15 protein-coding genes and 4 pseudogenes are annotated in these 20,071 nt (G+C 57.5%); 13 read left to right on the forward strand and 6 right to left on the reverse strand.

The genetic code is table 11. From position 1 onward, the window contains the following. Both ACPYOP_RS21230 and ACPYOP_RS21235 read right to left on the reverse strand, forming a co-directional pair. Positions 1–981, reverse strand: a complete 981-nt coding sequence (locus ACPYOP_RS21230; RefSeq protein ID WP_481412288.1) for an HlyD family secretion protein — start codon at positions 979–981, stop codon at positions 1–3. A gap of 752 nt (positions 982–1,733) precedes the next feature. Continuing rightward, positions 1,734–2,444, reverse strand: a pseudogene (locus ACPYOP_RS21235) (transposase); the annotation flags it as partial. 329 nt (positions 2,445–2,773) lie between these two features. Here ACPYOP_RS21235 and ACPYOP_RS21240 point away from each other — a divergent pair. The 6 genes from ACPYOP_RS21240 (at position 2,774) to ACPYOP_RS21265 (ending at position 10,854) form a co-directional block, all read left to right on the forward strand. Beyond that, the gene (locus ACPYOP_RS21240) at positions 2,774–3,691 is read left to right on the forward strand and encodes a cytochrome ubiquinol oxidase subunit II (RefSeq protein ID WP_481412289.1); all 918 of its coding nucleotides are present in this window, start codon (positions 2,774–2,776) and stop codon (positions 3,689–3,691) included. After that, positions 3,691–5,652, forward strand: a complete 1,962-nt coding sequence (locus ACPYOP_RS21245) for a cbb3-type cytochrome c oxidase subunit I (protein WP_481412290.1) — start codon at positions 3,691–3,693, stop codon at positions 5,650–5,652. Before ACPYOP_RS21240 ends, ACPYOP_RS21245 begins: the two co-directional genes overlap by 1 nt. Next, the gene (locus ACPYOP_RS21250) at positions 5,649–6,266 is read left to right on the forward strand and encodes a cytochrome c oxidase subunit 3 (protein WP_481412291.1); all 618 of its coding nucleotides are present in this window, start codon (positions 5,649–5,651) and stop codon (positions 6,264–6,266) included. Before ACPYOP_RS21245 ends, ACPYOP_RS21250 begins: the two co-directional genes overlap by 4 nt. Further along, a complete protein-coding gene (gene cyoD, locus ACPYOP_RS21255; RefSeq protein ID WP_481412292.1) occupies positions 6,263–6,628 on the forward strand; it encodes a cytochrome o ubiquinol oxidase subunit IV in 366 nt (121 codons plus the stop codon). Before ACPYOP_RS21250 ends, cyoD begins: the two co-directional genes overlap by 4 nt. Before the next feature lie 132 nt (positions 6,629–6,760). Then, complete coding sequence (locus ACPYOP_RS21260) at positions 6,761–9,148, forward strand: membrane-bound PQQ-dependent dehydrogenase, glucose/quinate/shikimate family (protein WP_481412293.1); 2,388 nt, start codon at positions 6,761–6,763, stop codon at positions 9,146–9,148. Between the two features lie 128 nt (positions 9,149–9,276). Beyond that, on the forward strand, positions 9,277–10,854 hold the full coding sequence (locus ACPYOP_RS21265; RefSeq protein WP_481412294.1) for a Na+/H+ antiporter: 1,578 nt from the start codon (positions 9,277–9,279) through the stop codon (positions 10,852–10,854). 519 nt (positions 10,855–11,373) lie between these two features. Here the strand turns inward: ACPYOP_RS21265 and ACPYOP_RS21270 are convergent. Together ACPYOP_RS21270 and ACPYOP_RS21275 are read right to left on the reverse strand one after the other, a co-directional pair. Then, complete coding sequence (locus tag ACPYOP_RS21270; RefSeq protein ID WP_481412295.1) at positions 11,374–11,931, reverse strand: hypothetical protein; 558 nt, start codon at positions 11,929–11,931, stop codon at positions 11,374–11,376. Positions 11,932–11,954: 23 nt separating this feature from the next. Beyond that, a pseudogene (locus ACPYOP_RS21275) lies at positions 11,955–12,231 on the reverse strand (HU family DNA-binding protein). A 483-nt stretch (positions 12,232–12,714) separates the two neighbouring features. On the opposite strand from ACPYOP_RS21275, the pseudogene ACPYOP_RS21280 reads away from it, so the two are divergent. The 3 genes and pseudogenes from ACPYOP_RS21280 to ACPYOP_RS21290 all read left to right on the forward strand — a co-directional run. Then, positions 12,715–13,250 (forward strand): annotated as a pseudogene (locus ACPYOP_RS21280) (transposase); the annotation flags it as partial. Then, positions 13,238–13,527: pseudogene (locus ACPYOP_RS21285) on the forward strand (IS3 family transposase); the annotation flags it as partial. The pseudogenes ACPYOP_RS21280 and ACPYOP_RS21285, both read left to right, overlap by 13 nt. A gap of 390 nt (positions 13,528–13,917) precedes the next feature. Then, complete coding sequence (locus ACPYOP_RS21290) at positions 13,918–14,169, forward strand: hypothetical protein (RefSeq protein ID WP_481412296.1); 252 nt, start codon at positions 13,918–13,920, stop codon at positions 14,167–14,169. Between the two features lie 85 nt (positions 14,170–14,254). Here the strand turns inward: ACPYOP_RS21290 and ACPYOP_RS21295 are convergent, their stop codons facing one another. Next, positions 14,255–15,157, reverse strand: a complete 903-nt coding sequence (locus ACPYOP_RS21295) for a LysR substrate-binding domain-containing protein (RefSeq protein WP_481412297.1) — start codon at positions 15,155–15,157, stop codon at positions 14,255–14,257. A gap of 1,008 nt (positions 15,158–16,165) precedes the next feature. Here ACPYOP_RS21295 and tnpA point away from each other — a divergent pair. From tnpA to ACPYOP_RS21315, 4 genes are read left to right on the forward strand one after another with little or no spacing between them, the layout of a single operon-like run. Continuing rightward, a complete protein-coding gene (gene tnpA / locus ACPYOP_RS21300) occupies positions 16,166–16,600 on the forward strand; it encodes an IS66-like element accessory protein TnpA (RefSeq protein ID WP_481412298.1) in 435 nt (144 codons plus the stop codon). Further along, a complete protein-coding gene (gene tnpB, locus ACPYOP_RS21305) occupies positions 16,597–16,950 on the forward strand; it encodes an IS66 family insertion sequence element accessory protein TnpB (protein WP_321186478.1) in 354 nt (117 codons plus the stop codon). The genes tnpA and tnpB overlap by 4 nt, the downstream gene beginning before the upstream one ends. A gap of 45 nt (positions 16,951–16,995) precedes the next feature. After that, entirely contained in the window at positions 16,996–18,654 is a 1,659-nt protein-coding gene (tnpC, locus tag ACPYOP_RS21310; RefSeq protein WP_481412299.1) for an IS66 family transposase, read from the forward strand. Between the two features lie 2 nt (positions 18,655–18,656). Beyond that, positions 18,657–19,241, forward strand: a complete 585-nt coding sequence (locus tag ACPYOP_RS21315; protein WP_481412300.1) for a plasmid pRiA4b ORF-3 family protein — start codon at positions 18,657–18,659, stop codon at positions 19,239–19,241. A gap of 34 nt (positions 19,242–19,275) precedes the next feature. Here the strand turns inward: ACPYOP_RS21315 and ACPYOP_RS21320 are convergent, their stop codons facing one another. After that, on the reverse strand, positions 19,276–19,500 hold the full coding sequence (locus ACPYOP_RS21320) for a DUF6429 family protein (RefSeq protein WP_105375144.1): 225 nt from the start codon (positions 19,498–19,500) through the stop codon (positions 19,276–19,278). Positions 19,501–20,071 lie beyond the last annotated feature (571 nt).

Consider the following 20,071-nt stretch of genomic DNA (forward strand, 5'->3'; position numbering starts at 1 on the left):
TCAACGCTCCGTCGGCGGCCAGGACGCGACGACGCTCATCCCGGGGCGCAGGCCCAGTACGGGCTGAACCGGGATTGCCCGTACCTCGAAGGTGCGAAGGTCGAAATCCCCCGTCGCTCGCGTGGCGCGCCAGGTCGCATATTGCCCCTGGGCGTTGATCACCGTCGTCTTGACGGTGATCTTGTTGTCGCCGAGTGCTGGCACAGTGACGTCGAAATTGCCGCCGACCTTCATGCCCTCCAACAGATCCTCGCGGAGATTGAAGGTGAACCACGGATTTTGGAGGTCGATAAGCGAAAAGATCGGGGCGCCCGCCGAAAAATTCTCGCCAAGTTCGGCGACGCGCGTCGTCACCTGTCCTGAAATCGGCGCGATGATGGTCAGCTCGTGAACGTCGGTCTGCTGTTGGTTGAGCGAGGCTTTTGACTGCTCCACCTGCGTAGCCGCCAGGGCCTTTTCTTCCTTGCTTGCACCGACGACGGTGAGCTGGAGATTAGCCTGGGCGGCCTCGCGCTTGCGGATGGCAGCCTCGAGGTTGCGGGTGGTCTCATCGACGCGCGACTGCGTCGATACCCCGGTTTTGATCAGTCTTGCCTGCCGGTCTGAATCTTCTTGATAGAGCTTGACGTCGGCATCGGCCGCGGCCAGTTCGGCCTGGCGTGCCGCGATCGTTTCTGGCCTGGTGCTATTGACCCTGACAAGATCGGCCTCGGCAACGGCAAGTGCTGCCTGCGACATATGCAAAGCGGCTGTCAGCTGCGGACTTTCGAGTTCCGCGATGACGGCACCCCGTTCTACGTTGTCGCCGACGTCGACATTCAGTTTTGCAACGCGACCCGAGACACGCGGACTGATGTCGACGCGGTTGGCGGAGACTTCACCTTGAACAATGAGCGGTGGTGGCCTTGTGGCAAACCAGAGGAGGACACCAAGTCCAGCCAGGATCACGATGCCGATCAGAACCCGAACCACGCGCCACATTCAGTTATCCCCTCGCTTATTCCAATACATTTCACATCACAGCTACGCATGACTTAGTTGACTAATGAGCGGCTCCATCCACTTGTTAAGAACCGCACCACCGGTGGTAGATCGCGGGGCGCCCACCTGAGGGCAATGCAAAGCCCATCAGGCATACTATCGTCACTGGTTGGGAATTATTGTTATCGGCAGCCGCTGTCGCTAAAGATCCGATCCGTGCTGCGTGACTGAACACTCCTGGCATTAGCACCGAATAGCCATTATCGCCGAAGCTGCCGCCTGATTGGCACCTTAAGCCTAATAGGTTTACATCGCTGTTTCCGTCAAAGGCAGCCCAAACGTTTATGGTCACTGAGATCCAAAGACAAAACGGCCCTGTCGCCTGAAAGAATGAGGACCACACTGTTCACAGGTTGGTCATTGAAAGCCGGTCGAATTTCGCGCGGTTCACACTCTCTACAAAATCCGTCGGGCAGTGCTCCTTTGTGGTCGATGTAATCGGATGCAATTAAATATTTAAACCGCTACAACAACTATCATTTGATAGGGGAAGACGCAAAAGTTCTGAATAGGTGCGATCGGGATGCGTATGCGATCAACGCGCACCCTGCCAGTTGACAGCAGGTCACCGCCGCTTGGGCTCATGCCCCTTACAGCGGAGGGCAGGCAATTCTTCGCATCCTCCTTTCTCTTTGCATTCCAGTCATATGCTCCCCGATTGGGGCAAGGCGCACCATAGGTGAAGGCGGCCCCCACTTCTGGTTCGGCCGATCCGCTTCGAACTGCCGGTCCAGCACGTTCGGCATGATGACCGGACGCTCACCGCCATCTTTCGGCAGCCCGCGTCGCCTTCGGCCTGGCCCTCAGAGCATTTTCGCGCATCAAGCGTTCAATGCGATGAAGGCCGCAGAAGAAGCCTTCGGCGAGAGGGTCGTGCCAGACACGCCCGGCACCATGGGTGCGGTCACTGTCTTTGAAACTGTCCTCGATCTTGTCGAGCAGAACCTCATCTTGCCGGGTATGTCGGCTCGGAGAACGGTTGAGCCAGGCATGGAAGCCAGAACGAGAGACCCCAGCGCTTCGCAGAGCCATGCCACCCTTTGCCCGGCAGTCGTTGCAAGCAACGACGATAGGGTCCAGATCGAACGGTGCTTTGCAACGAATGCGAACTTCATATCAGGTCCTTCGCAAAGTAGGCGGCGGCCCTTTTTAAGATATCACGCTCCGCCTTCAGCTTTGCTACTTCCTTGCTCAGCCCCTCGATCTCAAGCTGCTCAAGTTTCATCTGCCCATTGCCGGGAAAGGCCTGTGACGGATCGGAACCGTATTCCTTGACCCATTTGCGCGGGACATTCTCATGAGCACCCAGATCGCGGGCTGCCTGCGCGACGCTGACGCCCCGCTCACTTATCAACTTCACCGCTTCAAGCTTTGTATTCACGGCTGAACTTTCGTCTTTGCATTCACACTCACCAGTTTCAGGAGGAGCACCTTATTTCGGTGCCCACGAAACCGGCAGCAGGCCAGAATCATGCACGACGGCTACAGCTTGCCGCTTCCACTGATCGGATGAGCGGATCCCTTCTCACACTCTCCGTCTTAAAAAGATTAGGTCGCGGCGGGCACAACGCGTCAGGGCACCTGTTGCATGAGCACAGAGGGATCTGTTGACACGGTCACTGGTGCTATCAAATGGGAGTATCGCGCTGAGCGGGCCTGCTGCACTCTCATGCGTGGTGTATCAATTATATACCACATTGATTGCGCTATGATTTTTTCGCTAGGGGAGCGGATGGGGCTGGCATCAAGATTTCCATTTGGATTGCTTTGGCTCTCCTGTTCACTGCCTTTCTTGGCGGGGTGTACCGTCGAACGCATGCCGATGCTGAATCCAATCGGCTCTGTTGCCAGTAGGCAGGCTGAGCTTTTGCTGCTTGCCGCCAGTGTGATGCTGCTGATTGTCGTTCCTGTGATCTGGGCCACGCTGTGGGTGGTGTGGCGCTATAGAGAGTCCGCACGAGCTGCGGATTATGATCCGGAGTTCGACAGATCACGAGCCCTCGGTGCAATTGTGTTGTTTGCGCCCTTGATCACAGTGGCGGTGCTAGGCTCGATCACTTGGGTCTACACTCATGAGCTTGATCCTTACAGGCCAATCGCCAGCAACGAAAAGTTGTTTGAGGTTCAGGTGGTAGGGTTGGATTACAAGTGGCTGTTCGTCTACCCGGAACAAGGCATCGCTACGGTCAACGAGTTTGTCGTGCCTACAGGGCGTCCGGTTGCGGTGCGCATGACCTCTGACCCGATGACGACGGCGTTGTTTCTGCCGGGGCTCACGAGCCAGATCTATGCGATGCCGGGCATGGAGACGCGGGTCAATTTTCTGGCCGACAGACAGGCCGAGTTGAAGGGTGCGAACGCCAATTATTCGGGTGAGGGCTTTTCCAATCAACATTTCCGCGCTCGCCTCGTTACGCAAGCCGATTTCGATGCATGGGCGGCGAAGGTAAGCAGCTCGAGCAAAGTTCTCGATCAAGCCGAATATGCAATGTTGGCGAAGAGGACCGAAGGATATTTTCCGGTCACCAAATACGGAACGGTATCCGAGGGGATTTTCATTGCCGCCATTCGTAAATTTTCACCGAGCAATCAACTGAACCCATTGCCGGTTCAAGACGCTCCGACATCGTCGCATGAGGGGCATCGATAATGCTTGGCCGGCTGAACTACGATGCACTGCCCTTCTACAGCCCGATCGCGTTCGGAGGTGCGGCGGTTACCATTTGCGCCGGCGTGGCCGTCGTGACCATTATCAGTTGGTTTGGACTGTGGAAGTTGCTCTGGTGCAACTGGTTGACGACGGTCGACCATAAGAGGATCGGCATCATGTATGTGGTTGTCGCATTGGTGATGCTGCTGCGAGGGTTTGCTGATGGCATCATGATGCGCTTCCATCAGGCCGTCGCCATCAACGCTCCAGGTTTCCTTGAGGGGGATCACTTCCAGCAGGTCTTCTCAGCCCATGGCACGATCATGATTTTTTTCATGGCGATGCCGTTCTTCACTGGTCTTGCCAATTTCGTTGTGCCGCTTCAGATCGGCGCCCGCGACGTCTCCTTCCCTTTCATGAACGCTCTTAGTTTATGGCTGACACTCGCCGGGGCGGGGCTCGTGCTGATCTCGCTCGTGTTGGGCAAGTTCTCTGCGGCAGGCTGGACCGGTTATCCGCCGTTTTCCCTCGCCAACCGCAGTGATGGCGTGGGTGTCGATTACTGGATATGGGCCCTATTCATAAGTGGTTTTGGTACGACGCTGTCCGGTATCAATTTCATCGTCACGATTCTGCGCCGGCGCGCATCGGGTATGAAGATGATGGAGATGCCAGTCTTCACCTGGACCGTACTCTGCTCAAGCATCATCATCCTCGTGGCTTTCCCAGCTCTGACGGTGGCGCTCGCCTTGCTGGGCAGCGACCGCCTTCTAGGAACGCATTTCTTCACCCCTGATTTCGGGGGTAATTTCATGAATTTCGCCAACATCTTCTGGATGTGGGGGCACCCCGAGGTCTATATCCTCATTCTGCCTGCGTTCGGCATCTTTTCGGAAGTCGTCGCTACCTTTTCCGCAAAGAAACTCTTTGGATACCGCACCTTAATCTACGCGACGTTGTCGATTACGGTGATATCAACTCTCGTCTGGGCACATCATTTCTTCACAATGGGTGCAAGCGCGAAATTAAATGCCATCTTCGGTATCGCGACGATGATTATTGGCATTCCGACTGGCGTGAAGATCTTCAATTGGCTCTTCACCATGTATCGCGGGCGCATTCGCTTGCATTCAACGATCTATTGGACAGTCGGCTTCATGGTTCTGTTTGTCGTTGGCGGGATGACAGGTGTGCTACTTGCCATCCCGCCAGTAGATTATAATCTTCATAATACGACCTTTCTAATCGCTCATTTTCATAACATGCTGATACCCGGCGTGCTGTTTGGTTTTGTCGCGGGCTATCAGTACTGGTTTCCGAAGGCGTTTGGCTTCAGCCTCAATGAACGGTGGGGCAAGCTGTCGTTCTGGGGTTGGTTCATCGGATTCATCCTGACGTTCATACCTCTATATATCCTCGGCCTGATGGGATTACCGCGACGATCCTCGCTCTTATTCGATGAGGGATTCAGAACACTTCTCTATGTGTCCGCCATAGGTGCGGTCAGTATCATGTGTGGCATCGCCGCGCTAGGGATACAGCTCGTCATCAGCATTCGCGACCGTGAGATGCTCCGCGATCATACCGGAGATCCCTGGAACGGGCGGACGTTGGAATGGTCGATCCCCTCGCCGGCGCCGCCATATAACTTCGCGCGTATCCCTCATGTTCTTGGCCTCGATACCTTCGCTCTGGCTAAAGCTCGCTCTCTTTCTCTCTATGGCGGGCCATACCAAGACATCGAGATGCCCAAAAATACTATGGCTGGGCTTGTCATTGGCGCGGGTTCGTTCCTCCTTGGTTTCGGCATGGTGTTCTGGATGTGGTGGATGGCGGCGTTCGGATTTCTGGCTATCTTCGCCGCGGTGCTGAGCCGATCTTTCGAAGATCATTCCGAGTATGAGGTGAATGCGGCTGAAGTAGCCGAATCCGACCTGCAGCAGACGGTGGCGCGGCCATGAGCGATCAGGTTCAGATCGTCGACTCCACGGGCCACCCAGGAACTAATCTCGTCTCCATCCATGGTGAGCGGGCCTTGGGTTTTTGGTTCTACATGATGAGCGACGCGATCATCTTCGCCATCTTGTTTGCCAATTACGCGGTACTGCTGAGAGGAACCGCCGGCGGGCCCACCTTGCAGGACATCGTCTCCCTCGACAGCGCCGCATGGGAGACCGCGATGCTGCTGACTTCAAGCCTGGCGTTCGGCTTCGCTTCGATCGCGGCGCTTTCCGAGCGCAAAGGCGCGGCACTCGGCTGGCTCACCATCGTCATGCTGCTCGGCTGCGGTTTCCTTGCACTCGAATTTCTGGAATTCCGGGGGCTCGTCGAGAGAGGAGCAGGGCCGCAGCGCAGCGGCTTCCTCAGCGGCATGTTTGCGCTGCTCGCAACTCATGGACTGCATGTCACCTTTGGCGTTGTCGGTATTGCAATCATGATGATCCAGATCAATTCAAAAGGGCTGACGGAAAGCATTCTCTCACGTCTTTACCGCCTTGGCCTGTTCTGGCATTTCCTCGACATCATCTGGATCGGGATTTTCTCCTTCGTCTATCTCCCGGGAGTAATGCGGTGAACAGTCTGTCTCGCGAGAACGAGGGCGGAGAGCAGGGGGCAATCCCGCTCAACAAGCCCCATCTCGTCAAGCCGCAAGCGAGCGGCTATATCGCTGGTTTCGTTCTCGCGGTCATCCTGACTGTCGTACCGTTCGTGGTGGCTGGCTGCGGCCTGCTCGACCGCAACTCCGCGTTGTTCCTGATCTCGACCCTGGCGGCGGTGCAGACGATCGTGCATGTTCGCTACTTCCTGCATTGGTCGAGTGAACGGACGCCCTTCGAGGCCACCATCGCCCTCGGCTTATCGATGGTCATCACCGTCGTCATGATTGGCGGATGTGTTTGGGTTATGTCCGATCTTCACGATCGAATGATGCCATAGCGGAGCATGATTCGATGCGGGCCAGACATTTCTCGCCGCCCGAAAAGGCAAGCTTTCCACGCTTGCAACGAAAGGCACCGAGCCGGTGATCCTTCACTCAGGAATTTTGACCACAATCGTAGAGGCAAATACATGATCAGAAAGCTTGCAAGTAAGGTCTTTGGCCTTGTTGTTTTGGCGATTGCTCTTATTCTGCTTGTCGGCGGCATATATCTCGCGACCCTCGGGGGTAGCCTTTATTACGCTATCGTCGGCGCAGGACTTTCGATTGCAGGGGTGTTGTACCTTCTCGACAAGCCTCATGGTTTTCACGTCTATGTTGCTGCCTTCGTCTTCACTGTGGTGTGGGCTCTGTGGGAAGTCGGTTTCTCACCATGGGATTTGACACCACGGCTGGCCGGTCCCGTCGTCCTGCTGGTTCTGGCGTTGCTGCTGCCGGCTGCCGACAGCCGCGGCAACACTACGCGCAAACTCGGCTTCGGGGCTCTGGCGGCATTTCTCGCTGTCCTCGTGGGGGGCGTCTATGTAACACAGAGCGACGGCATTCAAAGGCCTCTGCCGGACCAGAAGGTGGAGGCTGCTTTTGAAAGCGCCGCCTATGCACCTAAGCAAGGTGAATGGAGCGCCTACGGCGGCGGCCAGAGCGCGCAGCGGTATTCAAATCTCGACCAGATCAACTTGAGCAATGTTAAGACTCTCAAGCGGGCCTGGATTTACAATACTGGCGAGATCCCGAAGAAGTTCGGGTCGCAGCTGACACCGCTGAAGGTAGACGATCGTGTCTATGGCTGCACCGGTATGAACGATCTGTTCGCGCTCGATGCGAAGACCGGCAAGCAGCTATGGCGGTTCAAGTCCGGCGTAAGCGACAAATGGCTTCCCTATACGGCGGCGTGCCGGGGCGTGGTCTACTACGAAGTGCCGAACGCCAGCCCGCAAGAGGCCTGTGCCAAGCGCATTATCGAGGGAACGCTCGATATGCGGCTGATTGCGGTAGACGCCGGGACTGGACAGCCGTGCCAAGGTTTCGGCACGAACGGCGCGGCCGATTTGAAGATCGGTCTTGGTCAGAAGGATAGCGAGACCGCCGAAGCTAAGCCTCTTATTCCCGGAACTGCGGCGATCACGTCCCCGCCGGTCATCGTTCAGGGTGTTATCGTGACTGGTCACCAGGTTTTGGACGGTCAACGGCGCTGGGCGCCATCGGGCGTCATTCGTGGTTACGATGCTGTGAGCGGCAAGCTTCGATTCGCCTGGGACGTCAACCAGCCGAACATGACAGGAGAGCCGCCAGCAGGCGGATATTATTCGTTCGGCACGCCCAATAGCTGGGCTCAGCCGGTCGGTGACGAGCAGCTGGGGTTAGTCTACTTGCCGACGGGGAACTCCGCCGGCGACTACTACACGAGTTTGCGGTCGGACGAGGAGAAGAAGATCAGCTCAGCTATCGTTGCGCTGGATGTGAATACAGGCAAGCCGCGCTGGGTTTATCAGACGGTACATGCCGACGTCTGGGACTATGACCTCGGCTCCCAGCCGACGCTGATCGAGTTTCCGACTACGCAGGGCGGGACGCCGGGGTTACTGGTTCCGTCCAAGTCTGGCGATATGTTTATCTTGGATCGTACCACGGGCAAGCCGCTCCACCAGGTCGAGGAGCGCGCTGTTCCGCAGGGGGGACCGGAACCGCAGCAGCGCTCGCCTACACAACCCTTCTCGCTCTTTCACACGCTCGCGGTGGCCGACCTCACTGAGAAGGACATGTGGGGCCTGTCGCCAATCGACCAGATGATCTGCAGGATCAGTTTCAGGAAAGCTAGCTATCACGGCCGCTTCACGCCGCCAGAAGTGAACCGTGCCAACATTCAATGGCCGGGTTACAATGGTGGCTCGGATTGGGGTGGTGTCGCTGTCGATCCGCGTCGCGGCGTGATCGTGGCTAACTACAATCTTACCTCGAACTACAACATGTTGATTTCCCGTGACGAGGCGGACCGGGAAAGGCTCTTTCCAGTCGGGGATCCCCGCTTTAATGCCGCTGGTGGCAGTGCCGAAGGCAACGGCCCGCAAACCGGGACGCCTTATGCGATTAAGGTCAATGCTGGCTGGCAGACGCCGACCGGCGTGCTCTGCACGCATCCTCCCTATGGCGGCATCCGCGCGATCGAGCTCGCTACCGGTAAGACGATCTGGGATCGCCCCTTCGGCACCGCGCGCCGCAACGGCCCATTCGGCGTTCCGTCCTATCTGCCATTCAGCATCGGAACGCCGAACAATGGTGGATCCGTCGTGACAGCCTCCGGGCTAGTCTTCATTGCAGCAGCGACGGACAATCTCATACGAGCGATCGACATGCGAACAGGCGAGACCGTCTGGAGCGACATCCTACCGGGCGGTGGACAGGCCACTCCAATGACCTACGAACAAGATGGAAAGCAGTATTTGCTGATTATGGCCGGCGGACATCACTTCATGATGACGCCGCCAAGCGATGCACTCATCGCCTATTCATTGCCGTAAGTGGCGGTGGAGAGCAATTGTAACTGGTGGAAGCGCCGTCGGTTCGGGATTCGAGGATCGTGGATCCGGCGGCCATCCACGCCATTTGACCTACGCAACCCCAACCTTGCTGGCCCGCCCATTTAGCAATGCACACCTTCGCCCTCATTCTGATCTTGGTCATGGCCGTCGTCGCGTCGCAACCGCTCAGCCGGCTGTTTAGAACCGTCCCGCTCCCAATCGTCCAGATCGCATTAGGCGCCGGCCTCTCCTGGCCGACAGCCAGCTTTCATCCCCAGCTTGAGCCAGAGCTGTTCCTCTTGCTCTTCATCGCGCCGCTGCTGTTTGCTGATGCCTGGGAGGCACCGAAACGCGAATACCGCCAGCTACTGCGGCCGATCCTGTCGCTAGCCTTCGGCATGGTCTTCTTCACTACGTTCTTATGCGGTTTCGCTTTGCATTGGCTGGTGCCCTCCATGCCGCTGCCGGTGGCTTTCGCGCTTGCCGCCGTGCTTTCGCCGACCGATGCGGTCGCAGTCTCCTCCATCGTCGACAAGGAGAGGGTGCCGAAGGATCTGATGCACATCCTCGAAGGGGAATCGCTGCTCAACGATGCTTCTGGCCTGGTGATCTTCCGCTTCGCCACTGTCGCGGCGCTGACCGGCAGCTTCTCGCTCTGGCAGGCTTCGCTTGGCTTCCTCCTGGCCGTCGCCGGCGGCGTTGCTGCAGGGCTGCTCGCGGTCTTGGTTGTCTCATGGGCGTTGAGGCTGCTGGCGAAATTTGATCAGATCGCGCCCGAGGCACAGGTTTTGGTCGTGATGTTCCTGCCCTTCGCTGCCTTTCTGGCAGCGGAGAGTATCCATGCTTCGGGAGTGCTTGCCGCGGTTGTCGCCGGCTTCACCGTCGGGCGCTCGCGCACCGCCAACTATCTCCGCGTCTCCGCCTATATGCTCGCCCGTTCATTCTGGACAATGCTCGCCTTCCTATTGAACGGCATCATCTTTGTGCTGCTCGGCCTGCAGTTGCCGGCGATCATCCGCGGCGTTCCACCCGCCCTCATCAGTTGGCACTGGCTCTGGCAGCCGCTTGGCATCATCGCGGCTCTAACGCTCTGCCTGATCCTGCTGCGCTATTTGTGGATCACCGTTGCCGTCGCATTCAGCCACATCATCGTCGGGCGCCTTCGCCTAGGGCAATTCCGCGCCACGCTGCGGACTCGGCTGGCCGGCTCGATCGCTGGCGTACGCGGAGCGGTTACGCTTGCAGGCGTGCTCTCCTTGCCGGAACTCGCACTCGACGGCTCGCCCTTCCCCGAGAGGGACGTTGCGATCTTCTTGGCTGCCGGCGTGATCCTGCTCTGGCTGGTGATCGCCAGTCTTGGCCTGCCATTTATCGTGCGTGGGCTTGCCGCCGACCATGGCGCCGCTCACGTCACCGAGATGCGGCAGGCGCGGATCGCCGCCGCAGAGGCCGCGATCGCGCGATTGGAAGACGTCGTCGCCCATCGACGCGGTCCTGATGGGCTCGCCTCGATCGATCAGGCAGTGGCGGAAGGCCTGATCGCGACCTATCGGCGGCGCCTCACTCTGCTCGATGATAGCAAGACACCGCTGGAAGAGGCTGCGGCGCTGCAGCGGGCCGAGCACGCCTTGCGCCGTACCGCACTGGCGGCGGAACGCCAGGCCCTACGTCGTTTGCTCAAGACCGGCGAGATCGATGACTGTTAATTTCGGCAGAGAATTAACCAGTGTCAATGCCGCGTCGGCTTCTGTTATCTGGCCGTCATTCTCGACGCGTGCAGCCGAAAAGTTGTCGGCTATGGCCTGTCAAAACGTCTGGATACGCATCGAAATCGGTCGGCTCGCTATACAATGAACGCCAGCCCGGCTAGTACCTCTCGTACAGCGCCAACAGCTGAGCTCCATAAGGGTCGGCCCGAACCGCCGCGAGCGCGGCGTTGAACGCCGGCCTAGTATAGATCGCTTGCAGCCTGCTGGCGATGGCTTCTTTCAGCAGGGGCTTCGCCCGAATTCCCCTTTTTCCCAATCAGATCTAAGGGGGGAGGTCATTTTGTCTACTATCATTTGAAATGCATCGCCGTAGGCCGAACTCATAAGGCAACGCCACTCCCACGCTGCGCGCTGTTCCGCTTCACCCGTCCTCCCGACACTGTTGCGCTGATCAATCTAGTATAAGCGCAGCCCATCGTCGGCGAGCATCGCCTGATATTGGCAAGCGCCTGCTTCCTATAATGCCTCATCTTCCACACTCGCTTTTCGCTGGCGGGTGCGGAACCACAGATACAGAATTCCAACCGGTGCGACGAAAATCGCAAGCGCCCATAGTAAGCCGTTGACAAGCCACTTGAGCATAAACAGGAAGATCGCGTTCATAAAAATCACGTTCCTCCCGAAGAGGAGATCGCGAAGCTCATCCCAGACCAGCTTGGCGAACGGAAAGAGCAATGTGCTGAGCGCCGCAAACACCATGAAGCCGACAGGCGCACCGCTCTTGGTTTCCGCGCTCAGCGCCATGCCGATCATCAGAGCAAAAAAGATAAGGCCGATCAGATAAGACCGAATGAGATAGGACGGTTGCACTCCGCTAAAAATACGACGGAAAAAGTTCATCTCCCGCAAGTCTCCCCTGTTTCTTTCTGCAGGCCTTTCCTGATGAGGAGGGCGAACACTTCGAGCTTTGGCTCGGTGCCAAGTTCCCTTGGCTTCGAGCGCCTCTGGGATCTCCGCCGCGCCGCCATGGCGATCGGCTTCGACTTCGTTCCGATCTTGTCGGGCATCCTGCACAACCTTCTTGCGTGTTTAGAGCGCTATTTATTCAATGCATCCTTAAGTGCCTTGGCCGGCGTAAACGCTAGCTTCTTGGCCGCCGCGACTTTAATGGTCGCGCCGGTCGCCGGATTGCGCGCTTCGCGCTCCGGCTGCCTTCACCTTGAACTTGCCAAATCCAGGCAGCGACGTTTCGTTGCCGGCAATCGCGGCTTGAGTGATCGAGGCGATCACCGCTTCGACGATTGCCTTTCCTTGTGCCTTCGTCAGGCTGTGTTCACCCGCGATCTTGTCGGCGATTTCATTCGTGGTGGTCATCCTACGTCTCCGCATCATTGTTGATATGGAAACCCTGACAGCGGATTGAACTGCTGTCATCGACGCAACGCCGAAGGAAGATCCGAAAAGGCAGGATTTCCACAGCTTCCCATGGATTCATAGCTGAAGACAGCGCCTATGTGTAACGGCTCACTGGGCCTATTTGGATTTCGCGCTGCTGCGCGGCAGTTGCGTCGCGTGTCCCCGCTCTCTAATCTTGGCTTCCGTCTTCCGATCGAACTTCAGAAATGTCTCGCCTCCGAGCGCGCGTCGTTGAAAGGCAATCATCCCATCCGCGAAATCGCCACTGCCGTTCATTCACCGGCATTCATAATGTCTAGCTAGTTTCCGTCCACAAACGCCAACCTATTGATATTATTACGTCAATCTGAATTTTGCGCGGGCAAGGCCCGGCGATTTCAGGTATATTTTGGGCTCATGCCACTGATTCCGAAGCACAATCTGCAACCGCCGGAGCCGACAATGCGCCAAGAACGCACCGTCCAAGCCAGTATATTCGATCTTTTCGCCACGCACGAGATCGGCCACGAACTGAAGGCGATGTCGCAGTGGCTGGACGAGCACCACGATCTGTTTGGCTTAGTGGGCGGGATCTGGGTCGGCTCGGCGTCAAGGCCACCGGACGACAAGGGCTGCCGGTCGAGGCGGTGCTGCGTTGCGCATTGCTCAAGCAATACCGGCAGCTGAGCTACCATGAACTGGCGTTCCATCTCGAGGACTCCGCGTCGTTTCGGGCCTTTGCGCGCCTGCCGTGGTCATGGAGCCCGCAAAAGTCAGTGCTGCAGAAGACGACCAGCGCGATCCGACCCGAGACCTGGGAAGCGATCAATCGGGCGCTGCTGTCGAGTGCTCGGCAGGCGAAGCTGGAGGACGGTACTGTCGTGCGGCTGGACAGTACAGTGACCTCGGCACTCATGCACGAACCGAGCGACAGCAGCCTGCTGTGGGATGCCGTGCGGGTCATGGTGCGCCTGCTGATGAAGGCGGATATCGTCGCGTGCATGTGCTTTTGGAACGCGAGGGCTGGGGTACCAATATCAAGCGAACCTATCGCATCAACAGAGACTTGGGCCTGCAACTGCGCAACAAGACGCCGAAGCGACGGGTCAAAGCCAAGCTGCGGGAAGATCGGCAAATGGCCGTTGGACCGAACGATGTCTGGGCGATGGACTTCGTGCACGACCAACTCGCGACCGGCAAGAAACTGCGGTGCTCACGGTGGTCGACACCTTCTCGCGCTATGTGCCGGCGCTTGATCCACGTCACAGCTATCGAGTACAATGAAGATATTGCTTCTATTAAGCTGGTGGGGGTTTTTTCACCAGAGTCGTTTATCAGTATTGAGTTGATCAGCAATCCCTTTCGCGAGAAAATTTATTTACATAAGAAGAAAGGGATATTTTGTTCTATAGTCATTACGCCAAATAATGCAGCTTTGTTTGTTAGAAATATGCAGGATAAAATATCGCACCATAAAACTGAAATATGCTAGAATCTAGAAAAAGCCTACTGTCCGTAAATCTGCGCTTAGCGTATTCCTTGGCGATGCTCTTTCTGTCTTGGCAAGCCATGGCGCAGAATGGTGTGTAATTGCCGGAATACCGCGAATTAATCAGAGGTACGAATACGGAGGCCGCCGCGTGTGAAAATCAAACGATTGAGATTATGGCCGATGAAGCCTTCCGATTTCTGTCCAAAAATCGTGGTGAGCCAGATCGAAGCTGGACGGCGGAGCAGATCGGCCAAGCGGGTGAAAGATTTGCTTCCAGTGGCTGTAACGATGAATTCTTCTTTGCCATTGCACGCTGCGTAGACAGCCAGACGACACTGCGGACCCACGAAGACGTCAAAAGAACGGCCCAGCAATTGCGGCAGTGCCTGAGCGAGATTTCCAACAAAGTATCGCCGCTGCGCTGATAACTCCTTGATCCTTGCATAGTTGGCCTGAAGGGCAAACGTGTATTCTACCCTCTATTGCCCGAAGAGTTCTCGGACGGTCTGCCTAATATTTGCCGTCTGTCTGTTTTCCTTCGCTTAAAGTCGTGGTTAGCCATTGCGCAAAGGCGATCGCAGCTTCGGGAAGTTCGGCGAAATTGCGAGCGACTAACCAATAAGCCCCGTGGGAGACTGAAAGCTCGAACGGTTGGATTAGCCTTCTCGCATTCAGGTCGCACCGCACAAAAAACTCGTCAATGAGAGCGATGCCCTCTCCTTGGAGAGCTGCCTGGAGGACGAGGCCTCCGTCAGCATAGACAGTTCCTTTTCGGACACTCGTTTGTATGCCAGCGGCGGCAAACCAGCTCTGCCATAGATCGCGGCTTTCTTCATGTAGAAGGGGGAATTTCAGCAAGTCAGAGGGGTTGATGAGTGGTTCCGCTATCAGATGTGGCGCGACGACGGGGATCATGTTTGACGCCACCAATCGACGGCTCTCCACTCTGGGCCATTTGGTTTTGGAGGCGCTGTGACGAACAGCGATTACAGCCTGATCAGTTCTGAATTCTATCAAGCGGGAATCAGCATCAAATATTATGTCGACATCTGGCTGCTCTTTTTGAAACGCAGACAGATTACGCACCAGCCAAGCAGAGGCAAAAGACGGCTCTGCGCTCACCATGAGGGTCGAAAACCTGCTGTTTTCGCCAATGCCATCAAGCGATGTGGCGATATCGTCGAATGCCTTGGTCAGTACGGCGAGCAACGTCTCGCCCGCGAGCGTCAGCGAGACACTGCGATGACGCCTCTCGAACAGCATTTGCCCTAAACGACTCTCCAGCTCACGGACCTGACGGCTGATCGCCGCCTGTGAAATATACAATTCTTCTGCTGCGAGCGTAAAGCTCTGTAGTCGGCCAGCGACCTCAAAACTACGAAGAGCCGTTAATGGCAGACGCCCACGCTTCATGGATAACCTCAAGTCATGTGATCTGAACGATAAGGTCGTTTGAAAGCGGAAAGCAAGTGGCGTCGAATGACGGTGAAGGAGTTGCCGTCATGCTAGGTGATATATTCGAAGTCCTCTGGGAGACCGTTCGGGTCCTGACTTTCCAGCCAAGAAATAATAGTATTTATGGCGGGAGAACATTTTGCAAAAGTCGCGTGCGAAAGTCCGACTTTCGCGACTGATTTTTGCGAGTGCGCCGGGAGACCGGCAAGGAGTATATGGTGAAAGTCCATTTCGGTGAAGGATTAGCGACCCACACCGGCCCCGAGCCGTGCGTCGGCAGGGGAATGCACAGGCCAGCCAATGAGCCGCGAAATAGTCATGGTTCCGGGTGCCGACGTTGTTCGCAAGACGGAAGGCAATACGCACGAGCACGCTATCGCAAGTGCTCGGACGAAGCATTTGCGCGAGAGCCGCCATCCTAGATCGATGCGAGGGCGAGAAGACGCCGAGCCTGGTCGGCATCTCGTGTCTGCCGAGCCAGGCGCCGCAACCCATCCCCCTCATAGTCTGACCGCAACGAAAGCGCCGAACCCATCGCAAACCTCCTGTTTGCGCCATCGATTCAGATCTAGCAAATCTCAGCGTTGACGCGCTGGGCGTCGCCCGGAATGCGGCGGCGCGGGGCGTTAGCAGCGAACTTTGGTTGGCACCAGACCTTAAAGCTATCTGGCTAGTCCGACCGAGGCAACGACCTTGCCCCGAACTGGAGATGATCCTATGTGGTTTTTGCCATTTAGCATCACTCTGACGAAACGGAAAACCCGCACGAGCTGGCAGGCAAGCGTGCGGGTTCAATTCCTAACGTGAGAGAGTGGGGTGGGTGAAAGCTCACCCCACTCTCCAAATCCTTATATAGCGCGTCCCGCGGCATTTTCCAAGTATCCGTCCGAGCGAGGCCGCCTTTGAATATTGAGTAAAACTGTTCAGACCCTGTCCTTATTCCCAGGCATAAGGACAGTTGCACAGATGGAGATTTTTGAAGGGGACAGCGCGTCTCGGGTGAGCCGTATCGAAGTGATCAACACCGGTCGGCGGCGTCGCTTTAGTGAGGATGAGAAGCTGCGCATTGTCGCGGAGAGCTTTGCGGGGAGAGGCCGGGCGTCGGCCACGGCCCGTCAACACGGCATCAGCCGCTCCCTGTTGAACCGTTGGCGCAAATCGGTTCGCCAGGGTTTGCACGGCCAGAAACAAACCGATGATTTTGTGCCGGCGCTCGTCATGCCGGAAGCTTTTATGCCGGTGAAGCAGGCCACGCCACCTGCTGCGATGGAGCATCCGGTGGCGTCTCCCTCCGGCCGTATGGAGATTGTCGCGGCGAACGGCCGTCGTGTGGTCGTGGACGGCAGCGTCGACGTTGAGGCGCTGCTTCGGATCATGCGGGGGCTGGAGACGTTGCGGTGATCACGCTTCCTTCCGGTCAAAATGTGCGTGTGTGGATTGCAACGGGCCATACCGACATGCGGTGTGGGTTTCCATCCCTTGCGTTGCGGGTGCAGGAGGTGCTGAAGCTGAACCCTCTGGACGGCAATCTTTTTGTGTTCCGCGGTCGCAGCGGATCGCTGATAAAAGTGATCTGGAGTGACGGCCAGGGGAGCTGCCTTTTTACAAAAAAGTTGGAGCGCGGCCGGTTCGTCTGGCCATCTGCGGAGGGCGGAGCGATCTCGATATCACCCGCGCAGCTCAGTTATCTTCTATCCGGGATCGACTGGAGGCACCCTCAGGAAACCTGGCGGCCGACGAAGGTCGGCTAGCATTATTCAATTGAAAATACAGGAGAAATCTGATCGAATGGCGTCATGATCTCAAAGCCTGTCGATCTTCCTGCGGATGTTGTCGGCGCTTACCTGGCGCTGCTTGGTGAGCATGAAGCCTTGCAGGCTAAACACGCTATCGCAGTTGCGGAAGCGGCCAATGCGCAGGCGATGCTCTCCGACAACGAGGCGCTGATCGTTGCTCTGGAATTGAAGATCGAGAAGCTCAGGCGCGAGTTGCGGGGCCAGCGCTCTGAGCGCACGGCGCGCCTGCTCGACCAGTTGGAGTTGCAGCTCGAGGAACTCGTGACGGCGGCGACGGAGGATGAGGTCGCGGCACAAGCAGCAAGCGCCAGAACCTCGAGCGTACGTTCGTTCACGCGCAAACGGCCGGTGCGCAAGCCATGGCCGGACGATATCGAGCGTGAACGTATTGTCATCGAGCCGCCGACGACTTGCGCCTGCTGTGGTGGTTCGCGCCTGTCGAAGCTGGGCGAGGACGTTACCGAGACGCTGGAGGAGATACCGCGCCGGTTCAAGGTGATCGAGACGGTGCGGGAAAAGTTCACGTGCCGTGACTGTGAGGCAATCAGCCAGACCCCGGCACCGTTCCATGCCACGCCGCGCGGCTTCATCGGTCCTCATCTGTTGGCGACGATCCTGTTCGACAAATTTGGGATGCACAGTCCGCTCAACCGGCAAAATGCCCGGTTCAAATGCGAGGGGATCGATCTTTCGACCTCGACGCTGGCCGATCAGGTCGGGTACGCAACAGCCGCTCTCATGCCTGTCTTCGATCTGATCGAGGCGCATGTCTTTGCAGCCGAGCGTCTTCACGGTGATGACACCACCATTCCCATTCAGGCCAGGAACAAATGCACGACCGGACGCATATGGACTTACGTATGCGATGACCGGCCATTTGGAGGATCAGCGCCGCCAGCCGCAATCTATTATGCGTCGAGTGACCGGCGCGGCGAACATCCCCAGAAACACCTGGCCGGATACGGCGGCATTCTGCAGAGCGATTGCTACAATGGCTTCGAGCCGATCGCTGTCGCCGCAACGAAAGAGATCCCGATCACCTTCGCCTTTTGCCACGCGCATGCGCGGCGCAAATTCTTTGAGCTGGCCGATATCCAGAAAAGTGCGCGAGATCGCAAACGCAAGGGCAAGCCGATCTCGCCGATCGCGCTTGAGGCTGTCAAACGGTTCGACGCGCTCTTTGAAATCGAGCGCCAGATCAACGGATTGAGCGCCGAAGAACGACTGGCTGTGCGACAGGAGAAGAGCAAGCCGCTGTTCGATGACATGCACGAGTGGTTGACGAAGGAACGCGCCACGCTCAGCAGATCGTCCGAGGTCATCGAGCCGATCGACTACATGCTCAAGCGCTGGGAGGGCTTTGCCCTCTTCCTCGAAGACGGGAGAGTTTGTCTCACGAACAACGCAGCCGAGAGGGCGCTGAGAAGTGTCGCATTGGGAAGACGGAACTGGACCTTCGCCGGTTCCCAGCGTGGGGCAGATCGTGCCGCTGTCATGCTGACCGTCATCACCACCTGCCGCCTCAACGATGTCGACCCAAAGGCGTGGCTTGCCGATGTCCTGGCTCGCATCGCCGACCATCCTGTCACGCGCCTGCACGAACTGCTGCCCTGGGAGTGGAAACGTGCATCGGCGGCAACCGTCATGCTGGCGGCCTGACGATGGTGGCTTCCGTCGTCCGCCTGAAGGTCACCCTCGATCGTGTCGAGCCGATAGTGATGCGGCGCGTTGTCGTGCCGTTCACCATCAGGCTCAGTCGGCTGCACGAGGTATTGCAGGCGGCGATGGGCTGGACCAACAGCCACCTTTACGAATTCCGCATGCGTGACGTCGGCTTTGGTTTGCCTGACGAGGAATGGGGGGATGGTCCGATCGATGCCCGCAGGGTCTCGCTGCTGTCGGCAGTCCAGGACACCGGCGCGAAATCGTTCAAGTACCTCTATGACTTTGGTGACGGTTGGGAACACAGCATCAAGATCGAGCGCACCTTTCCTGCAGTCGGCACGGAAGGACCGATGCTCCTCGAAGCAACGGGACACTGCCCGCCCGAAGACGTGGGTGGTCCATGGGGTTATCAGGAGTTCCGCGAGGCGCTTGCGGACCCGGCGCACGAGCGACATGCCGAAATCCTCGAATGGTGGGGCAGCAGCGATTATGATCCCGCCGCCGCCAACTTCTCCCAGCTCAACAAAGCCGTCGATGACCTGGCTGCAAAATGGGCCCGAAAAGCGCGACGCAAAACCTGAACGCCGGGCTGTGGGTGAAGGCCGAAACTGGATTTTACCGTGTAAACAACCGGCGGAACAGTTCTTCCGAACGCCGTAGACCTTCGTCCGTCAGGACCAGCGACTTCGACTTGTTCACCGGATCACAGATCAGTCCCTTCTCATGCAACCGGTCCGTCGTCGCCCAGTCAAATCCCTTCCAGGCGCAACGTTCGTTGTGGAGCGTCAGCCATAACAGTGCCAGGACCGCGTCATCGATTTTGTCCTCGTCGATCTCCATTCTGCTATCCTACCACGCGCGAGACCCCCAAGTCCCGCGGCCCACCTCGGATGGATACTTTTCCAAGCGCCGTCACGCCGGCCATACGGGCCGTATCAACGCGCGCCCGAAAAAAGACCCTGCGCCGCCGGGTGGCGAGGCAGGGTCATTTGAGGGGAACAAAATAAACTCAAGGGTCTTCCAACGGTCTGACGATAGTGGCGGGGCGGAACAAAGGCCATGGGCGATGCGCATCCCGCCTATGTTATCCCCAGCTAAAATACCGTGGGGTTGCCTCGGTGAGCAACACATGCCCGCGCTTGCCCGCCCATAGGCCCGTATGGAAAGCTGGAAACCGGCGGCCGACACGTTGGGGTGCGTCGATCCGCCGGGACTGCGATCCGGAATGTTGTCGCACAAACCGGATGCGCCATTTTATAAAGCATCACTGATTTAGCACGAGCTGATCGAGCCGGCGCTTGTTCACTGTTTACACCGCCACCCTCCTTGCGAGCGCCGGCTGGTAGCTGAGCGTGGCATCGCCGACCAGATAGTGCGACGTGCCGTCCGTCGTCTGATACGAGCTGGTGCC

The organism is Rhizobium sp. KNZ2-6A (genome assembly GCF_056755475.1).

Coding starts and splice junctions, on each gene's coding strand:
- ACPYOP_RS21230 (WP_481412288.1), bottom strand. CDS start 981: ATGTGGCGCGTGGTTCGGGTTCTGATCGGCATCGTGATCCTGGCTGGA.
- ACPYOP_RS21240 (WP_481412289.1), top strand. CDS start 2,774: ATGGGGCTGGCATCAAGATTTCCATTTGGATTGCTTTGGCTCTCCTGT.
- ACPYOP_RS21245 (WP_481412290.1), top strand. CDS start 3,691: ATGCTTGGCCGGCTGAACTACGATGCACTGCCCTTCTACAGCCCGATC.
- ACPYOP_RS21250 (WP_481412291.1), top strand. CDS start 5,649: ATGAGCGATCAGGTTCAGATCGTCGACTCCACGGGCCACCCAGGAACT.
- ACPYOP_RS21260 (WP_481412293.1), top strand. CDS start 6,761: ATGATCAGAAAGCTTGCAAGTAAGGTCTTTGGCCTTGTTGTTTTGGCG.
- ACPYOP_RS21265 (WP_481412294.1), top strand. CDS start 9,277: ATGCACACCTTCGCCCTCATTCTGATCTTGGTCATGGCCGTCGTCGCG.
- ACPYOP_RS21290 (WP_481412296.1), top strand. CDS start 13,918: ATGGCCGATGAAGCCTTCCGATTTCTGTCCAAAAATCGTGGTGAGCCA.
- ACPYOP_RS21295 (WP_481412297.1), bottom strand. CDS start 15,157: ATGAAGCGTGGGCGTCTGCCATTAACGGCTCTTCGTAGTTTTGAGGTC.
- tnpA (WP_481412298.1), top strand. CDS start 16,166: ATGGAGATTTTTGAAGGGGACAGCGCGTCTCGGGTGAGCCGTATCGAA.
- tnpC (WP_481412299.1), top strand. CDS start 16,996: ATGATCTCAAAGCCTGTCGATCTTCCTGCGGATGTTGTCGGCGCTTAC.
- ACPYOP_RS21315 (WP_481412300.1), top strand. CDS start 18,657: ATGGTGGCTTCCGTCGTCCGCCTGAAGGTCACCCTCGATCGTGTCGAG.
- ACPYOP_RS21320 (WP_105375144.1), bottom strand. CDS start 19,500: ATGGAGATCGACGAGGACAAAATCGATGACGCGGTCCTGGCACTGTTA.